18 protein-coding genes and 1 other RNA gene are annotated in these 17,519 nt (G+C 72.1%); 16 read left to right on the forward strand and 3 right to left on the reverse strand.

Going from position 1 to position 17,519, the window contains the following annotated elements:
* Positions 1 to 142 precede the first annotated feature (142 nt).
* The gene (locus tag ACFV7Q_RS32945) at positions 143 to 337 is read right to left on the reverse strand and encodes a hypothetical protein (RefSeq protein ID WP_179177185.1); all 195 of its coding nucleotides are present in this window, start codon (positions 335 to 337) and stop codon (positions 143 to 145) included.
* A gap of 224 nt (positions 338 to 561) precedes the next feature.
* Here ACFV7Q_RS32945 and ftsE point away from each other — a divergent pair, with 224 nt between their 5' ends.
* The 5 genes from ftsE (at position 562) to ssrA (ending at position 4,449) form a co-directional block, all read left to right on the forward strand.
* The gene (gene ftsE / locus ACFV7Q_RS32950; RefSeq protein WP_385434201.1) at positions 562 to 1,251 is read left to right on the forward strand and encodes a cell division ATP-binding protein FtsE; all 690 of its coding nucleotides are present in this window, start codon (positions 562 to 564) and stop codon (positions 1,249 to 1,251) included.
* Between the two features lie 18 nt (positions 1,252 to 1,269).
* Positions 1,270 to 2,199 carry a permease-like cell division protein FtsX gene (gene ftsX, locus ACFV7Q_RS32955; protein ID WP_385434203.1) on the forward strand — a complete coding sequence of 310 codons (930 nt, stop codon included), beginning with the start codon at positions 1,270 to 1,272 and terminating at the stop codon, positions 2,197 to 2,199.
* Between the two features lie 67 nt (positions 2,200 to 2,266).
* A complete protein-coding gene (locus tag ACFV7Q_RS32960; protein ID WP_385434205.1) occupies positions 2,267 to 3,472 on the forward strand; it encodes a S41 family peptidase in 1,206 nt (401 codons plus the stop codon).
* An 18-nt stretch (positions 3,473 to 3,490) separates the two neighbouring features.
* A complete protein-coding gene (gene smpB, locus ACFV7Q_RS32965) occupies positions 3,491 to 3,976 on the forward strand; it encodes an SsrA-binding protein SmpB (RefSeq protein WP_385434207.1) in 486 nt (161 codons plus the stop codon).
* Between the two features lie 83 nt (positions 3,977 to 4,059).
* Positions 4,060 to 4,449, forward strand: a transfer-messenger RNA (tmRNA) gene (gene ssrA, locus ACFV7Q_RS32970).
* 48 nt (positions 4,450 to 4,497) lie between these two features.
* Here ssrA and ACFV7Q_RS32975 read toward each other — a convergent pair.
* Positions 4,498 to 4,683, reverse strand: coding sequence for a hypothetical protein (locus ACFV7Q_RS32975; RefSeq protein WP_385434209.1), 186 nt, complete (start codon positions 4,681 to 4,683; stop codon positions 4,498 to 4,500).
* A gap of 140 nt (positions 4,684 to 4,823) precedes the next feature.
* On the opposite strand from ACFV7Q_RS32975, the gene ACFV7Q_RS32980 reads away from it, so the two are divergent.
* The 3 genes from ACFV7Q_RS32980 to ACFV7Q_RS32990 all read left to right on the forward strand — a co-directional run bounded on the left by ACFV7Q_RS32980 (position 4,824) and on the right by ACFV7Q_RS32990 (position 5,836).
* Complete coding sequence (locus tag ACFV7Q_RS32980) at positions 4,824 to 5,000, forward strand: hypothetical protein (protein ID WP_385434211.1); 177 nt, start codon at positions 4,824 to 4,826, stop codon at positions 4,998 to 5,000.
* A 226-nt stretch (positions 5,001 to 5,226) separates the two neighbouring features.
* A complete protein-coding gene (locus ACFV7Q_RS32985; RefSeq protein WP_385434213.1) occupies positions 5,227 to 5,574 on the forward strand; it encodes a DUF6247 family protein in 348 nt (115 codons plus the stop codon).
* Positions 5,575 to 5,578: 4 nt separating this feature from the next.
* Positions 5,579 to 5,836, forward strand: coding sequence for a hypothetical protein (locus tag ACFV7Q_RS32990; protein WP_385434215.1), 258 nt, complete (start codon positions 5,579 to 5,581; stop codon positions 5,834 to 5,836).
* On the opposite strand, the gene ACFV7Q_RS32995 is transcribed toward ACFV7Q_RS32990, so the two are convergent.
* Positions 5,820 to 7,115, reverse strand: a complete 1,296-nt coding sequence (locus ACFV7Q_RS32995; RefSeq protein WP_385434217.1) for an MFS transporter — start codon at positions 7,113 to 7,115, stop codon at positions 5,820 to 5,822. The two genes, ACFV7Q_RS32990 and ACFV7Q_RS32995, sit on opposite strands and share 17 nt — an antisense overlap.
* An 85-nt stretch (positions 7,116 to 7,200) precedes the next feature.
* On the opposite strand from ACFV7Q_RS32995, the gene ACFV7Q_RS33000 reads away from it, so the two are divergent.
* From ACFV7Q_RS33000 to ACFV7Q_RS33035, 8 genes are all read left to right on the forward strand, one after another.
* Entirely contained in the window at positions 7,201 to 8,187 is a 987-nt protein-coding gene (locus ACFV7Q_RS33000) for a LysR family transcriptional regulator (protein ID WP_385434219.1), read from the forward strand.
* A gap of 102 nt (positions 8,188 to 8,289) precedes the next feature.
* Positions 8,290 to 9,660, forward strand: a complete 1,371-nt coding sequence (locus ACFV7Q_RS33005; RefSeq protein ID WP_385434221.1) for a nitrate/nitrite transporter — start codon at positions 8,290 to 8,292, stop codon at positions 9,658 to 9,660.
* Between the two features lie 125 nt (positions 9,661 to 9,785).
* Positions 9,786 to 11,024, forward strand: a complete 1,239-nt coding sequence (locus ACFV7Q_RS33010; protein WP_385434223.1) for a uroporphyrinogen-III synthase — start codon at positions 9,786 to 9,788, stop codon at positions 11,022 to 11,024.
* A gap of 50 nt (positions 11,025 to 11,074) precedes the next feature.
* Positions 11,075 to 11,620, forward strand: a complete 546-nt coding sequence (locus ACFV7Q_RS33015; RefSeq protein WP_385434225.1) for a GNAT family N-acetyltransferase — start codon at positions 11,075 to 11,077, stop codon at positions 11,618 to 11,620.
* A gap of 147 nt (positions 11,621 to 11,767) precedes the next feature.
* Positions 11,768 to 12,388 (forward strand): CGNR zinc finger domain-containing protein, encoded by a 621-nt coding sequence (locus ACFV7Q_RS33020; protein WP_385434228.1) that lies wholly within the window; start codon positions 11,768 to 11,770, stop codon positions 12,386 to 12,388.
* 91 nt (positions 12,389 to 12,479) lie between these two features.
* Positions 12,480 to 14,825, forward strand: a complete 2,346-nt coding sequence (locus tag ACFV7Q_RS33025) for a HelD family protein (RefSeq protein ID WP_385434230.1) — start codon at positions 12,480 to 12,482, stop codon at positions 14,823 to 14,825.
* Positions 14,826 to 15,309: 484 nt separating this feature from the next.
* Positions 15,310 to 16,743 (forward strand): NAD-dependent malic enzyme, encoded by a 1,434-nt coding sequence (locus ACFV7Q_RS33030; RefSeq protein WP_385434232.1) that lies wholly within the window; start codon positions 15,310 to 15,312, stop codon positions 16,741 to 16,743.
* A 307-nt stretch (positions 16,744 to 17,050) separates the two neighbouring features.
* Positions 17,051 to 17,332 carry an HU family DNA-binding protein gene (locus tag ACFV7Q_RS33035; protein WP_030875040.1) on the forward strand — a complete coding sequence of 94 codons (282 nt, stop codon included), beginning with the start codon at positions 17,051 to 17,053 and terminating at the stop codon, positions 17,330 to 17,332.
* Positions 17,333 to 17,519: the final 187 nt, after the last annotated feature.

Here is a 17,519-nt window from a genome sequence, read left to right on the forward strand (position 1 = left end):
GGAACGGCGGCGGGGCCCGGACACCGATCGGTGTCCGGGCCCCGCCGCCGTTCCGCACCTGTTGCCGGATCTTGCTTCCGGATCTGCTTCCGGTTCCGGGACGTGCCGCGAGGAGCCCCGCGCCTGTCGCCCGTACCCCGTCCTAGGCCGTCTGCTGGGCCACCAGGGCCAGGGCTGCCGCCACGAGGACCACCAGGAGCGCGATCAGCGCCATGGGGTTCAGGCCTGCGAAGGGGCCCTCCTGCCGGAGGCGCTCCCGGTTCGCCCGGCACACCGGGCAGCGGCCCTGACTGACGGGCGCGGCGCAGTTCGCGCACACGAGCCGGTCATACGTCATGCGCTCTCCTCCTCTCGTCCCCTTGAACAACGCGTGGGGGAACGCTGCCGTTCCCCCTACCACTGTGCCAGCTCCGGCGACATTCGGCGCGGCCCGTCCGGGCAATCGCGAACGCTCCCTTCCCCGACCAGGGGATATATCGGGCAACTACGGGCGGCGGGTCCCCACCCCGCGCCCGTTCGCGTATGGTCTCGCACACCTACTCCCGGCGACCGTGGTGCACCGTGATCCGATTCGACAACGTCTCCAAGTCCTACCCGAAGCAGAACCGCCCCGCACTCAGAGATGTCTCCCTGGAGATCGCGAAGGGCGAATTCGTCTTCCTGGTCGGCTCCTCCGGCTCCGGCAAGTCCACCTTCCTGCGGCTGATCCTCCGCGAGGAGCGGGCCAGTCACGGCCAGGTCCACGTCCTGGGCAAGGACCTCGGAAAGCTCTCCAACTGGAAGGTCCCGCAGATGCGGCGCCAGCTGGGTACCGTCTTCCAGGACTTCCGCCTGCTGCCCAACAAGACGGTGGCGGAGAACGTGGCCTTCGCCCAGGAGGTCATCGGCAAGCCCCGCGGCGAGATCCGCAAGGCCGTCCCCCAGGTCCTGGAGCTGGTGGGCCTCGGCGGCAAGGAGGACCGCATGCCCGGCGAGCTCTCCGGCGGTGAGCAGCAGCGCGTGGCCATCGCCCGCGCCTTCGTCAACCGCCCCGCCCTGCTGATCGCGGACGAGCCCACCGGCAACCTCGACCCGCAGACCTCCGTCGGGATCATGAAGCTGCTCGACCGGATCAACCGCACCGGCACCACCGTCATCATGGCCACGCACGACCAGCAGATCGTGGACCAGATGCGCAAGCGCGTCATCGAACTCGAACAGGGCCGTCTCGTACGCGACCAGTCGCGCGGCGTCTACGGCTACCAGCACTGAAAGGCCCACCCAGACGTCATGCGCGCCCAGTTCGTCGTGTCGGAGATCGGCGTCGGTCTCCGCCGCAATCTCACCATGACCTTCGCGGTCATCATCTCCGTGGCCCTGTCACTGGCCCTGTTCGGCGGCTCCCTGCTCATGCGCGACCAGGTGAGCCAGATGAAGGGCTACTGGTACGACAAGGTCAACGTCTCGATCTACCTGTGCAACAAGAGCGACGCGGAGAACAGCGAGACCGGCAGCAAGTCCTGCGCCAAGGGTGCGGTCACCCCCGAGCAGAAGCAGCAGATCGAGACCGACCTGAAGAAGATGGACCTCGTCCAGACGGTCCACTACGAGTCGGCCGACGAGGCGTACAAGCACTACAAGGAGCGCTTCGGACACACCGCGCTGGCCTCGGTGGTCACCCCGGACCAGATGCCCGAGTCCTTCCGCGTGAAGCTCAAGGAGCCGGAGAAGTACCAGGTCATCACCACCGCGTTCGCCGGGCGTGACGGCGTGCAGTCGGTGGAGGACCAGCACCGCGAGCTGGACAACCTCTTCCAGATGCTCAACTACCTCAACTGGGCCGCCCTGGGCATCATGCTGATCATGCTGGTCGTGGCCCTGTTGCTGATCGTCAACACCGTGCGCGTTTCGGCCTTCAGCCGGCGGCGTGAGACCGGGATCATGCGGCTGGTCGGCGCCTCCAGCTTCTACATCCAGGTGCCGTTCATCATGGAGGCCGCCTTCGCCGGCCTCATCGGCGCCGTGTTCGCCTGCCTCATGCTCGGCGCCGGCCAGTACTTCGTCATCGACCACGGAGCCTCGCTGCGCACCAAGATGGAGCTGATCAACTTCATCGGCTGGGACTCCGTCCTGACGAAGCTGCCGCTGGTCCTCGCCATCGGGGTGTTGATGCCCTCCCTGGCGGCCTTCCTGGCTTTGCGCAAGTACCTGAAGGTGTGACAAGTGCCCTGTGTGAGCTCCGCCCAACCCGGCGTGGCCGTACGGAGCTTGTCCTAGACTCGGCGCCATGCAGGGTCTGCCCGCCTTCTGTCTTCGGCCCCGCGACCTCCGTCGCGGGGCCGCTTTGACGCTGGCCTTCGTCGCGGCCGTCACCACCGCCGCCGGCCTCGGCTGCTGGGACGGCGCCGGCGCCGCAAGCCGTGCCGAGGGCGCCGGGTTAACGGCTGCCGACCCCGCCGCCCCCGCCCCCGGACCGTCCGGCCCGCCCGCCGGCACCGCCGACCGGGAGGCCGTCGCCCGCGCCGCAGCCGAGGCCGTCGCCGAGGGCAAGTCCGGCAAGAAGGCCGCCCAGGAGGTGGTCAGCCGCAGCGGCGACCGCTGGGGCGTCGTCTACGACCAGGGCGAGTACGCCGCCTTCGCCGACGACCTCGACGGCCGCTGGACCGGCGTCGGACTGTGGCCCGAGCGCCGCGCCGACGGCCGCATCGAGATCGACAAGGTGCAGCCCGGCAGCCCCGCCGACCGCGCCGGCCTGCGCGCCGGGGACCGGCTCCTCAGCGTCGACGGCCGCACCGTCACCGGCCTGCGCGTCTCCGAGGTCGTCGCCCTCCTGCGCGGTGAGGCCGGCACCCCCGTGGTCCTGCGGTTCGGCCGGGACGGCGCCGCGGACCTCACCGAGACCCTCCGCCGCGAGCAGCTGCGCACCGAGCCCGTGACCGTTCGGGAACTGCCCGGCGGGATCACCGTCATCAAGGTCGCCTCGTTCAGCCGCGGCTCCGGCGAACGCGTCAAGGCCGCCGTCCGCTCCGCCCCGTCCGGCGCCGGCCTCATGCTGGACCTGCGCGGCAACCCCGGCGGGCTGGTCACCGAGGCCGTCACCGCCGCCTCCGCCTTCCTCGACGGGGGTCTCGTCGCCACCTACGACGTCCGGGGCGACGAGCGCGCCCTGTACGCCACCCCCGGCGGGGACACCACCCGCCCCCTGGTCACCCTGGTCGACGGCGGCACCATGAGCGCCGCGGAACTCGTCACGGGTGCCCTCCAGGACCGCGGCAGGGCCGTCGCCGTCGGCACCCGCACCTTCGGCAAGGGCTCGGTGCAGATGCCGACGCAGCTCCCGGACGGCTCGGTCGCCGAGCTGACGGTGGGCACCTACCGCACCCCGGCGGGGCGCAGCCTCGACGGCAGCGGCATCACCCCGGACCTGGCGGCGGGCACGGCCGTCGAAGAGCGGGCCCGCACGGTATTGGGTGGCCGCGGGGCGGGGTCGTAGTGCGAAAATGACCGCACTATGGCTAAGGAAAAAGGGCGCAAGCTGATCGCCCAGAACAAGAAGGCGCGGCACGACTACACGATCCTCGACACCTACGAGTGCGGCATCGTACTCACCGGCACCGAGGTCAAGTCCCTGCGCCAGGGCCGGGCCTCGCTCGTCGACGGCTTCGTGTCGGTGGAGGGCCGCGAGGCCTGGATGTACAACGTGCACGTGCCGGAGTACAGCCAGGGCACCTGGACCAACCACTCGGCCCGCCGCAAGCGGAAGCTCCTCCTGCACCGTGAGGAGATCGACAAGCTGGAGTCGAAGGCGCAGGAGACCGGTCACACGGTCGTGCCCCTGGCCCTGTACTTCAAGGACGGCCGGGCCAAGGTCGAGATCGCCCTGGCGAAGGGCAAGAAGGAGTACGACAAGCGGCAGACGCTCCGGGAGAAGCAGGACACGCGCGAGACGAACCGCGCCATCGCGGCGGCCCGCAGGCGCCAGCGCGGCGAGGGTTAATCTCCTGGCACCCAGTGGTCCACTTCGCGTACCATGGGGTCAGCACCACCTCCTGGGGGTGGCGCTCTTTGAAAAATCAACATGGGGATGATCGGTTTCGACAGCGGATGCCGATGTAGGGGAAGCGAGCCGAGGAAGCGGCAATGATCTCGCTAACCACATGTCGCAAAAAAATAATCGCCAACTCCAAGAGCGATAACTCCCGCTTCGCCCTCGCTGCCTAATAACAGTGAGCTGAAGCCTCTGTGAGGAGCGTCAGCCCGGAAGTGGTCCCGGTCCGGATCCTGGCGTCGACTAGGGATCTAAACCTCTAGCCCCGGTCACGGGGGTTGGAGGGAAATCAAACAGTGACTGAGCCCGTCGGAGACTTGTCCGTGTGATCTCCGGGGCCGAGAAAAGCGCAGCGGACTGCGCTCGGAGAAGCCCTCCTTCTGCACCGTTGGACGCGGGTTCGATTCCCGCCATCTCCACTCATCCCATGTGGGCGAAGGCCCCGCAGCCATCCGGCTGCGGGGCCTTCGTCATGCGCGGCCTCGCTCCTCCCCGTCCGGTGCCGTGCCGTGCACCTCCTCCGCCCGTACGGCGACGGTCGCCGCGCCCTCCCGATCACGGGCGACGGCTTCCCAGAGCCGGCGGGCGTTCGCGGGGGAGCGCAGCAGGTAGCGGGTCTCCTGCCAGGGGTCGTCATCGCCGGCCCGCGTGGTCACGTCCGATACCTCCGTGTCTCATTCCGGCGCCTTTCGGATGTCTTTAACGAGCGCGAGTGCCTCGCGGCCCGAGGCCAGCCGGATCCACCCGTACGCCCTGTCGGCGTCCACGCCGGCCCAGCCGGAGCTCGGTCCACGCCTTGCGCCGCTCCAACCACGCTCGCTCCCCCCAAGAGCGGCAGGGCCGGCTGAACGCCCTCGGAGTGATCGCCGACCGGCAGATGCAGATGCGGCACATCGAAGCCGCCACGCAGACGTGGACGGAGTTCCTGGACCTCCACACCACCCTGTCGTCCACCCGGGGGACGAGCACATGAAGGCGCTGCAGAAGGGGATGGCCGGCTATCGAGGTGTACCCGGTGTCGCGGACCTCCTGACCCGGGCCGCCGACGTCGGCAAGCGAAAGGCCGCATGATTCGCGCCGCCGCCATCGGCCAAGGCCGATCACGGCGCGCTTCGTGGCTCCGGACTGCCCACGCGGGTACCCGCCACAGCGGTAACGTGGGATACCACTCGCGACCGAGTCCCCACCGAGAAGGACACGTGAGCACGCCGATCCCCGCCGAAGCCGGGGTGCTGATCCCCATGCCGGAGCTCACGCCCGCTGCCCTCCGAGAGGCTGTCGCGAAGATTGCTCCCAGCCGTGTGCCAGATCTGACGCAGCACCTCTTCGAGGCCACGACCAGCGCCCAGCAGACGCAGTCACTCGCCCCGTTGCGGGCCTTCATCCACTCCTGGGCCGTGTTCGTCGAGATCGAGCGCCATCCGCAGAGAGCCGCCCGCCTGCACCACTTGGAGCGGCTGATCCAGGAGGGTGCGGAGGATCCGGCACCCCTGCTGGTGGAGATCCAGCAGATTCTGGAGAAGGCGGAGGCTGAGACCGGCCTGTGAGCGATTGGACCCGGGACTACAACACACGAACGACCACGCGCATCTGACCGGCGGGCTGCCGCCCGGAGTGATTGCGGAGGTCGAGCGGATCGCGACCGAGCTCTCGGCGCTCGGGCGCGATGCAGAAACCGTCGGACGTCCCACCAGAAAGGTGGGTGGTCTCCGCCAGTTCGACATCTTCGGCGGGCGCGGCTTCACCAGCTTCCTTGCAGTCCCGCGGCACGAGTGCATCTACGTGTGCGGGATCACCTGGTACGAGTGACAGGGCGGCTCCACCAGGTGCCGAGGGCCAGGGCCGTAAGAGCAGCCGCGGCCGGGAGGGCGTAGGCCGGGGTCGCGCCGGCGTGGTCGACCAGCCAGCCAGCAGCCGCTGAGCCGGCGGCTATGCCCGCGAAGATCGCGGTGACGGCCAGGGTCATGCCCTCGTTGAGGCGGGCCGGCGGGGTCACGGCGTGGACGCGGGACATCGCCGTGACCATCGTCGGGGCCGTGGCCATGCCCGCCAGGAGGAGGGCGCAGGCCAGCAGGAGCACCGAGTTCGTCGCGGCGGCGACCCAGGGCAGGGCCATTGCTGCGGTGAGGGCGGCGAGGCAGGTGCGGAGGGTCAGGGGGCGGAGCGTGCCGTAGAGGAGGCCCGCCGCGCAGGAGCCGGCCGCCTGGAGGGCGAGGACCGCGCCGGAGGCGGCGCCGAGACCGTGGGCGTCGAGGTGGGCGATGGAGGTGACCTCCAGCGCGCCGAACATCACGCCGAGGGGGAGGAAGAGGACGAGGAGCGAGCGGACGGCGCGGAGCGGGGCGCCTCCGCGGGCGGCCCTGGACGGCGGCGGTTCCGTCGAGCGCTGCGCGGTGAAGACCAGCATGCCGGTGAGGAGGAGGACGGCACCGGTGAGGGTGCCCGCCTCGGGGAACACGGCCGAGCACAGGGCGGCGGCGACCACCGGGCCGAGCATGAAGCACAGCTCGTCGGCGGCCTGCTCGAAGGCCATGGCCGTGTGGTGCGCGGAGCGGGAGTCGCGCAGCAGGTGGGTCCAGCGGGCCCGGGACATGCCGCCGATGTTGGGCGTGGTCGCCGTGGCCGCGTAGCTGGCGAAGAGGGTCCAGGCGGGGGCGCCGGAGCGGACGCACAGGACCAGCGAGAGCGAGCCGAGGACCGCGATCAGCGTGGCCGGGACGGCGATCCGGGCCTGCCCGTACCGGTCGACCAGGCGGGCGGTCCAGGGCGCGACCAGGGCCGTGGCCGCGAGGCCGGTGGCCGTGACCGCGCCGGCGAGGGCGTACGAGCCGCGCTGCCCGGCGATCATCATGACCGCGCTGACGCCGAACATGCCCATGGGGAGCCGGGCCAGCAGGTTCCCGGCGGTGAAGGCGCGGGTGCCGGGGAGGGCGAACAGGCGCCGGTAGGGGCCCGGCTCGCGACGGGGCGGGGCAGGCTGCCGGTGCGGGTCCAGGGTCGGGGACGGGGGCGGGGCGATCACCAGCGTGGCGCCGGTGACGGTCATGCGGGGGCGGGGCCGGGCGGGGGACGGGGCGGTGTGCGGCATGCCATCCAAGATCCGGGCCGGGGGGCCGGGGCGTCCAACACCTGTTGCCCACCGATTCACCGGCATCGATTGTTAATCTCACGGGGTGAATGCCCGTGACGTGGAACCCCGCCTGCTGCGCTCCTTCCTCGCGGTGGCCGAGGAACTGCACTTCACCCGCGCCGCCGCCCGGCTGTACATCGCCCAGCAAGCCCTCAGCAGGGACGTGCGCCGCCTGGAACAGGCCCTGGGTGCGGCCCTGTTCGTCCGCACCACCCGCGCCGTCGAGCTGACCGCCGACGGGGAGCGGCTGCTGGCACCGGCCCGGCGGGTGCTCGCCGCGTACGAGGAGCTGTCCGGCGCCTTCGCCGGCCCGCGCCCGCTGCTGGTCGACCTCAACACCGACGGCCCGAGCACCGCCCGCACCGTGCTGGAGCGGGCCCGCGAACTCGCACCGGACTGCGAGCTGATGGCCCGCTTCGAGAGCGGGCTGACGCATGCCGCGGCCGAGGTCGCCGCCGGGCGGCTGGACGTGGCGTTCGGGTACGTCGGCGGGCTGGAGCCGGCGCTGCGGGCCCGCCTCGCCCACCTGCCCGTACGCTACGAGCCGCTCGCCGTGCTGCTGCCCGACGGGCACCCGCTGGCCGGGTCCGACGGGCCGGTGCAGGCAGGCCCGGTGCCCGTCGGCGCGCTCGCCGGGGAGCGGGTGTACGCCGGGGCCGGGAACCCGCGGACCCTGGAGTGGACGCGGCTGGCGCGCGAGCTGTTCGAGGGCCGCGGGATCGCGCTGGCGCCGCCCGCGCCCGTGGCCGTGGGGAAGGACGAGTTCCGCCGGGTGATGGCGAAGACCCGCAACCCGGTCCTGGCCACCGTGGACTTCGTCGACATGCCCGGGTGCGTGAAACGCCCCCTGACCGACCCCCTGCCGCTGTCGCCGCTGGCGATGGTCTGGCGCAAGGGGTTCCGGCACCCCGGACTCGACGCCCTGCGACGGTCCGCGGCACAGCTCGCCGCGGACCGCGGCTGGCTGGACGTGCCCGCCGGGAGCTGGCTGCCGGCCGCCGCGCTCACAGGCCTGCCCGGCGGCGGGTGAGTGCAAGGTTTCCCCCCGGTCATCCCGCGGGGACCGAGGCCGAAACGCGCCGTTCCTACGGTCGGACCACGGACCACGGACCGAGGACTGGGGAGGCGTGTGATGACCGGTACGACCGCACCGCGCAGGGGAGGCCGCTGGATCGAGCGGTGGGACCCGGAGGACGAGGCCTTCTGGAAGGAGTCGGGGGAGCGGATCGCCCGCCGCAACCTGCTGTGGTCAGTGGTCAGCGAGCACATCGGCTTCTCCATCTGGTCCCTGTGGTCGGTGATGGTGCTCTTCATGGGCCCCGAGTACGGGATCGACCCGGCCGGAAAGTTCTTCCTCATCGCGACCGCCACCACCGTGGGCGCCCTCGTCCGCATCCCCTACACCTTCGCCGTCGCCCGGTTCGGCGGCCGGAACTGGACCGTCGTCAGCGCCCTGATGCTGCTCGCCCCGACCGTGGCCGCGCTGTTCGTCATGGAGCCCGGGACCCCGTACGGGACGTTCCTGGCGGTGGCGGCCCTCACCGGGGTCGGCGGCGGGAACTTCGCCTCCTCGATGACGAACATCAACGCCTTCTTCCCGCTGCGCAAGAAGGGCTGGGCGCTCGGCCTGAACGCGGGCGGCGGCAACATCGGCGTCCCGGTGGTGCAGTTGGCGGCGCTGCTCGTCATCGCGACCGCCGGAGCCGGGCGGCCGAGGCTGCTCCTGGCTGCCTACGTGCCGCTGGTCGTGGCCGCCGCCGTCATGGCGCTGCTGCGGATGGACAACCTGGCACCGGTGCGGAACGACGGGGGCGCCGTCCGCGAGGCGGTCCGCGAACGGCACACCTGGATCATGGCGCTGCTGTACGTCGGCACCTTCGGCTCCTTTATCGGCTACAGCTTCGCCTTCGGGCTGGTGCTGCAGACCCAGTTCGGCCGGACCCCGCTCCAGGCCGCCTCGCTCACCTTCGTCGGACCGCTGCTCGGATCACTGGTCCGTCCCGTGGGCGGTGCTCTCGCGGACCGGTTCGGCGGGGCGCGCATCACCCTCGGCAGCTTCGCGGCGATGGCCACCGCGACCGCGGTGGTCGTGTACGCCTCGCTGCAGGAGTCGCTGTCCCTCTTCCTCGTCGGATTCGTCGGGCTGTTCGTGCTCAGCGGGATCGGCAACGGATCCACGTACAAGATGATCCCCGGCATCTTCCAGGCCCAGGCCCTCGCCCGAGGCATGGGCGGCGAGGCCGCGGCCACGTACGGGCGACGGCTCTCCGGCGCGTCCATGGGCCTCATCGGCGCGGTGGGCGCGCTCGGCGGACTCGGCATCAACCTCGCCTTCCGGGAGGCCTTCCGGGTCTCGGGATCCGGAACCGCCGCTTTCGTCGCCTTCCTCGCCTGCTACGCCGTGTGCGGCACGGTCACTTGGGCGGTATACCTTCGCCGACCCGCGGCTCCGACCCGCCCGGGCGCCGAGATCGAGGCGAAGCCGCAGCTCACATCGGTGTAACAGCGATTTACGGCCACGAAATACGGCGGAACCGGGCCTGACACGCAGACTTGACAGGCTCGGTTCCCGTCGCGCGACACGTGGTCGCGAACGTGATACCGACCCACTGGGCAAGGCAGGTCACCATGGACGACGACACCCCGACGCGCACCGCGACGGCCACCACAACCGCCGCCGCCGACACCGCCGCCGCCGACACCGCCGCCGCTGACACCGCTTCCGCCGCCGGCACCGCGGCGCCGGCCATCGCGCCGCTGGCCGGGTTCACCGTGGGGGTCACCGCCGCCCGGCGGGCGGACGACCTGATCGCCCTGCTGCGCCGGCGCGGGGCCACCGTCCTGCACGCCCCCGCCCTGCGGATCGTGCCGCTGGCCGACGACAGCGAACTCCTGGCCGCCACGCGGGAACTGCTCGCCTGCCCGCCCGACGCGGTCGTCGCCACCACCGCCATCGGATTCCGCGGCTGGATCGAAGCCGCCGACGGCTGGGGCATCGGCGAGGAACTCCTCGGCCGGCTGCGCGCCGCCGAACTCCTCGCGCGCGGGCCCAAGGTGAAGGGCGCCATCCGGGCCGCCGGGCTGGTCGAGGCCTGGTCCCCCGAGTCGGAGTCCCTCGCCGAGGTCCTCGACCGGCTGCTGGCCGGCGGGGTGGCCGGGCGGCGCATCGCGATCCAGCTGCACGGCGAACCGCTGCCCGGCTTCGTCGAGGCCCTGCGGGCCGGCGGGGCCGACGTCGTCGGGGTGCCGGTGTACCGGTGGATGGCCCCGGAGGACCTCGGGCCGCTGGACCGGCTGCTGGACGCCGTGGTGTGCGGCGGGGTCGACGCGGTGAGCTTCACCTCCGCCCCGGCCGCGGCCTCGCTGCTGTCCCGGGCCGAGGAGCGGGGGCTCGCGGAGTCGGTGCTGGCCGGGCTGCGCGGCAGCGTGCTCTCCGCGTGCGTGGGCCCGGTGACGGCGGTGCCGCTCCAGGCGCGCGGCGTGGACACCGTGCAGCCGGAGCGGTTCCGGCTGGGCCCGCTGGTGCAGCTGCTGTGCCGGGAGCTGCCCGGCCGGGCCAAGGTGTTGCCGGTCGCCGGGCACCGGCTGGAGATCCGGGGCCAGGCGGCCCTCGTGGACGACGAGCTGCGGCCCGTACCGCCGGCCGGGATGGCCCTGTTGCGGGCGCTGGCCCGGCGGCCAGGCTGGGTCGTCGCCCGCGCGGAGCTGTTGCGGGCGCTGCCCGGGGCGGGCCGCGACGAGCACGCCGTGGAGACGGCCATGGCCCGACTGCGGGGGGCGCTGGGGGTGCCGAACCTCATCCAGACGGTGGTCAAACGGGGCTACCGGCTGGCGCTGGACGCGGGGGAGTGCACGCTGGGCCACTGACCGGCCCGCTACCCCTGGATGCACCCGTCGCGGTCGACTACCGTGCCCGGATGATCATCAACGGGGTGGGGATGCGGTGCGTCGGGCCCGACGACGCCGCCGGGCTGGCCGACGTACTGGCACGCAACCGGGCGTACATGGCGCCCTTCGAGCCCTGGCGGTCCGAGGTGTTCTACACCGAGGCCGGCCAGCGGGCCCGGATCGCTGGCCTGCTCGCCGAACGCGACGGCGGGCGGCTCTTCCCGTACGTGCTCGTCGAGGCGGCCACGGACGCCCCCATCGGGATGATCAACCTCGGCTCCGTCTCGCTCGGTCCCTTCCGCAGCGGCGGCGTCGGCTACTGGGTCGACCGGGCCTGGGCGGGCCGGGGTGCGGCCACCGCCGCACTGGAGGAGGTGTGCCGGATCGCCCGCGACGAGCTCCGGCTGCACCGGGTGGAGGCCTCGACCCTCGTCGACAACGCCGCCTCCCAGCGGGTCCTGGCCAAGGCCGGCTTCGTCCGGATCGGCCTCGCCCCCCAGTACCTGCACATCAACGGCGCCTGGCGCGACCACGTCCTCTTCCAGCGGCTGCTGCACGACGACCCGCCACCGTAGGGCCGGCAGCGCGAACGCCCCCGACCGCCCCGCGGGACGGGTCCCCGCAGCCCTGCGGGCCCGCACGGCCGCCCGTCCGGGGGGTTCCGCATCCTTCCGGTGCGCGGCACTCTGAAAGCGCGTCCCTGACAAGAGGCGGTGACGGGCATGTGGTTCGACTCCGGGCGTGTGTGCCTGGACCTGTTGGCCACCTCCGCGGCACGCGCCGCGGGGCCCGCCGGGGCCGCCGGGGCCCCCGGCGGATCGGCGGCCGAGCGCACCGAAGAATTACGCGACGGCGACGGGCTGCGCCTGTGGCTCGCCGGCGCCGGGCTCGTCCCCGACCGGACCCCGCTCATCCGGGTGGGCCCCGACTGGGTCGAGGCCTTCCGGACCCTGCGCACCGACGTCGGCAGCCTCGTCCGCGCCGAGCTCGCCGGCGGCGGGCCCGACGAGGGAGCACTCGCCCGGGTCAACGCGCTGGCCGCCGGACCACCCCCCGGCCTGTGCGCCGTCCGGGACCAGGAGGGCCACCTCGTACGGGAGCTGTGCGGCGGAGTGGAGTGCGGCGCCCTGCTCGCCGCCGTCGCCCGGGACGCCGTGGAACTCCTCACCGACCCCGGCGACCGGGCCCTGCTGCGCTCCTGCGCGGCGGACGGCTGCACCCGCGTCTACCTGGACACCTCCCGCGGCCACCGGCGCCGCTGGTGCTCCAGCGAGGTGTGCGGCAACCGCGAGCGCGTCGCCCGCCACCGGCGCCGCACCCTCGCAGCCCGCCCCGCCGGGTGATCCGCGTGCCGCCTCCGGAACGGGCGTGCGGAGCAGCCACCCCTTCGCGTACGGTTGACGGTCGCCCATGCACGTCAGAAGGGGGCCATTGGTGGCCGCGCAGGATGCCGCTGTCGACAGCACGGCGGATTCCGTCCGCGATCGGGAGATCGCGATCGAGCAGACTCATCTGGACCAGGTGTACCGCCGCCTCGAGGAGAAGATCGACGAGGCCGAGTTCCTGATGAACGACGCGGCCAAGCGCGGCCAGGTCGGCACACCCGGCGCGCTGGCCGAGCGCGACGCGCAGGTCTTCCGGGCGGGCATCCACCTCAACCGGCTGAACAACGAGTTCGAGGACTTCCTCTTCGGCCGCATCGACCTGGTGCTCGGCAAGGACGGCGAGCGCGGCCCGGACGGCGCGTACACCTCCGTCGAGCCCGCCGACGACGCGATCCGCGAGGGCGGCACCGGCCCCGTCGCCGACATCGCCGAGACCCTGCACATCGGGCGCATCGGCGTCCTCGACGCCGACTACTCGCCGCTGGTCATCGACTGGCGCGCGCCGGCCGCCGCGCCGTTCTACCGGTCCACGCCCAAGGACCCCGGCCGGGTCGTGCGGCGCCGCGTCATCCGCTCCAAGGGCCGCAAGGTCCTCGGGGTCGAGGACGACCTGATGCGCCCCGAGGTCACCGCCTTCCTCGACGGCCGCGAACTGCCCGCGATCGGCGACGGCGCCCTGATGGCCGCCCTCGGGCGGGCCCGTACGCACTCCATGCGCGACATCGTCTCGTCCATCCAGGCCGAGCAGGACCTGGTGATCCGCGCCCCCGCCGCATCCGTCGCGGAGGTCGCGGGCGGCCCCGGCACCGGCAAGACCGCCGTCGCCCTGCACCGTGCCGCCTACCTCCTGTACCAGGACCGGCGCCGCTACTCCGGTGGCATCCTGATCGTCTCCCCGACGCCGCTGCTCGTCGCGTACACCGAGGGGGTGCTGCCCTCGCTCGGCGAGGAAGGCCAGGTCGCGATCCGGGCGCTGGGCTCGTTGGTCGACGGCGCCGAGGCCACCGCGTACGACGAGGCGGCCGTGGCCCGGATCAAGGGCTCGTCCAGGATGCTGAAGGTCCTGCGCAAGGCCGTCCGCGGCGCGCTCGAACTCGGCGACGCCCCGGAGCGGCTGCGCGTGGTGGCCTTCTCCCGCCGCGTGGAGCTGGAGGCCGACGAACTGAACCGGATCCGGCAGAACGTGCTCGGCGGCACCGCCCCGATCAACCTGCTGCGTCCGCGCGCCCGCAAGCTGCTCCTCGACGCCCTGTACGCGAAGACGGGCGCGGCCGGCCGGCACAGCGACCCGGAGCTCGCGGCGGAGCTGCGCTCGGCCTTCGACGAGGACGTCTCCACCGAGGACTCCTTCATCCAGTTCCTCAACGCCTGGTGGCCCGAGCTGACCCCGCGAGGCGTGCTCGGCGCGCTCGGCGACGAGCGGCGCCTCGGCCGCTGGTCGCGCCGGGTGCTGAACCCGCGCGAGGTCCGTCGGACGGCCCGCTCGCTGCGCCGTGTCGGACCGGACGGCACGGGCCCGCTGTCGGTGCACGACGTGGCGCTGCTGGACGAGCTCCAGCAGCTGCTCGGCGCCCCGGCGCGGCCGAAGCGGAAGCGGGAGGCGGACCCCCTGGACCAGCTGACCGGTCTGCAGGAGCTCATGCCGGTCCGGGAGGAGAGCCAGTGGGAGCGCGCGGAACGGATCGCGGCGGAGCGCACCGAGTACGCGCACGTGATCGTGGACGAGGCGCAGGACCTGACGCCGATGCAGTGGCGGATGGTCGGCCGCCGCGGCCGGCACGGCACCTGGACGGTGGTCGGTGACCCGGCGCAGTCCTCGTGGATCGACCTGGACGAGGCGGCCGCCGCCCGTGACGAGGCCCTGGGCACCCGGCCGCGCCGCCGTTTCACCCTGACCGTGAACTACCGCAACCCGGCCGAGGTCGCCGAGATCGCCGCGCGGGTGCTGAAGCTGGCGATGCCGGGGATGGAGCCGCCCACCGCGGTCCGCTCCACCGGGCTGGAGCCGCGGTTCACGACGGCCGACGGCGATCTGGGGGCCGTGGTGCGGGAGGAGACGCGGCGGCTGCTGGAGCAGGTCGACGGCACCGTGGGCGTGGTCGTCTCCATGGACCGGCGCGAGGAGGCGGCCGGCTGGCTGGCTGAGCTCGGCGAGCGGGCGGTCGCGCTGGGCAGCCTGGAGGCGAAGGGCCTGGAGTACGACGCCACGGTGGTGGTCTCCCCGGCGGAGATCGCCGGCGGCACTACACGTGAGGAGGTCGAGGCGGGTGAGTTCCCGGCTGGCCTGCGCGTGTTGTACGTGGCGCTGACGCGTGCGACGCAGCAGCTGACGGTGATCTCCACCGAGCGGGACGAGCCGGACGCGGCCGGCCTGCCCTCCCTGCTGCGGCCGTGAGGGCGGTCTGGACGCTGTCGGAGGACCGGCCCGGCACGGGGCCGGCGGCGGCTGCGCCGCGGGCCGTCGTCACGGATGGCCCGCGGCCGGAAGCGTGGTGGGACGGGGCGGAGTCCCGCGCGGGGGACCGGTCGCCCGGATCCTTTGTTAGCCTGGGTACGACACCGGCTCGATCCAAGCCCCCGGGCCCAACCTTCGTCGCCTAGAGCGACCACTTGCCGCGAGGCGAGCATGGCGGGTCGGTGTCATGGGTTTGGCGGTCCGCGCCCCTCGTATGCGAGGGGCGCGGACCTTTTTCATGCCCGAATACACTTCCCCGCCGATCGCATATCTCGTATCGTGGAATAGTCTTTCCGGAATTCGTAGCTGGTTACCTCCTACTGACCGGTAGGTGGGACGATCGGACAACAGGCCCCGCCGCGCCCGGCGTGCTGCGGGGCCCTGTACGTACACGAAAAACAGGGACAGAAGAGGAAACACGGCCATGGCAACGGCGCCCAGCGTCTCGTACTCGATGACGGTCCGACTGGAAGTGCCCGCGAGCGGAACCGCGGTCTCCCAGCTCACCACCGCCGTGGAGTCGTCCGGTGGCTCGGTCACCGGCCTCGATGTGACCGCCTCCGGCCACGAGAAGCTCCGTATCGACGTCACCATCGCCGCGACGTCCACCGCGCACGCGGACGAGATCGTCGACAAGCTCCGCGGCATCGAGGGCGTCAGCCTGGGCAAGGTCTCCGACCGTACGTTCCTCATGCACCTCGGCGGCAAGATCGAGATGGCGTCCAAGCACCCCATCCGCAACCGCGACGACCTCTCGATGATCTACACCCCGGGCGTGGCCCGCGTGTGCATGGCGATCGCCGAGAACCCCGAGGACGCGCGCCGCCTCACCATCAAGCGCAACTCCGTCGCAGTCGTGACGGACGGCTCCGCCGTACTGGGTCTGGGCAACATCGGCCCCAAGGCCGCCCTGCCCGTCATGGAGGGCAAGGCCGCCCTCTTCAAGCGCTTCGCCGGCATCGACGCATGGCCCATCTGCCTGGACACCCAGGACTCCGACGCCATCGTCGAGATCGTCAAGGCGATCGCGCCCGGCTTCGCCGGCATCAACCTGGAGGACATCTCCGCGCCGCGCTGCTTCGAGATCGAGGCCCGACTGCGCGAGGCCCTGGACATCCCCGTCTTCCACGACGACCAGCACGGCACCGCCATCGTCGTGCTGGCCGCCCTCACCAACGCACTTCGCGTCGTGGGCAAGGCAGTTGGCGACGTCAAGGTCGTCATGTCGGGCGCCGGCGCGGCCGGCACGGCCATCCTCAAGCTGCTCCTCGCGGCCGGCGTGAAGAACGTCGTGAGCGCCGACATCCACGGCGTCGTGCACGCGGGCCGCCCCGACCTGGTCGACGCGGCCGAGGACTCGCCGCTGCGCTGGATCGCCGACAACACCAACCCCGAGGGCTACACGGGCACGTTGAAGGAGGCCGTCGTCGGCGCCGACGTGTTCATCGGCGTCTCGGCCCCCAACGTGCTGTCCGGCGAGGACGTCGCCGCCATGGCGGACGGCGCGATCGTGTTCGCGCTCGCGAACCCGGACCCCGAGGTCGACCCGGCCATCGCCCGTCAGACCGCGGCCGTCGTGGCCACCGGCCGCTCCGACTTCCCGAACCAGATCAACAACGTGCTGGTCTTCCCGGGCGTGTTCCGCGGCCTGCTGGACGCCCAGTCCCGCACGGTGAACACCGACATGATGCTGGCCGCCGCGACCGCGCTCGCGGACGTCGTCGGCGCGGACGAGCTCAACGCGAACTACATCATCCCGTCCGTCTTCAACGACAAGGTCGCGGGCGCGGTCGCCGGCGCCGTCCGCAAGGCCGCCACCGCCGCCGCGGCCGCTGTGACGACGCCCACGTCCGCCTGAGCCGGATACCGGCGCGTCGCGGGATGCGGGCCGGGCGGGCCGCCTCTAGTGTTGCGAGGAATGCCCACGAGGACCGGGACGCCCTTCCCACTGGTGCGGACGGAGCGTCACCGTGGCGTGACTGTGGCGCTTTTCGTGTGACCCTGGCGGGTGCCGGATTGGCTTTCCCGCCGCTGGTGGGGGCAGGATGCGTAACCGGGCGCGAGGGTCTGACGCTTCAGACCCGGGTCCGGGCACTGTCCGAGGGCCCTGGCAGCATCGGCTTCGATCTCACGCCTCCAAGGCAAGTTGAACACGGGAGTACAACATGAACCGCAGTGAGCTGGTGGCCGCTCTGTCCGAGCGCGCCGAGGTGACCCGCAAGGACGCCGACGCCGTTCTGGCCGCGCTCGCCGAGACCATCGGCGAGGTCGTCGCCAAGGGCGACGAGAAGGTCACCATCCCCGGCTTCCTGACCTTCGAGCGCACCCACCGTGCCGCTCGCACCGCGCGCAACCCGCAGACCGGCGACCCGATCCAGATCCCGGCCGGCTACAGCGTGAAGGTCTCCGCGGGCTCCAAGCTCAAGGAAGCCGCCAAGGGCAAGTAAGTCCCGCCCTTGTGCCGGGGCCGCACAGGCCCTCGGGACGGCAGGAGTACGTAGGACGTACGAAAGCAGTAGGGCGGGCCCCCCGGGGGGGGGCCCCCCGGCGGCCAGTCCGCGGCCCGGTCTCTTATAAAAAAAAACGAGCCCACCAGACCCAGCCATATCGGGTATTGCGGCGTGGGGGTGTTAA

This window comes from Streptomyces sp. NPDC059851, assembly GCF_042732005.1.
GTDB lineage: Bacteria > Actinomycetota > Actinomycetes > Streptomycetales > Streptomycetaceae > Streptomyces.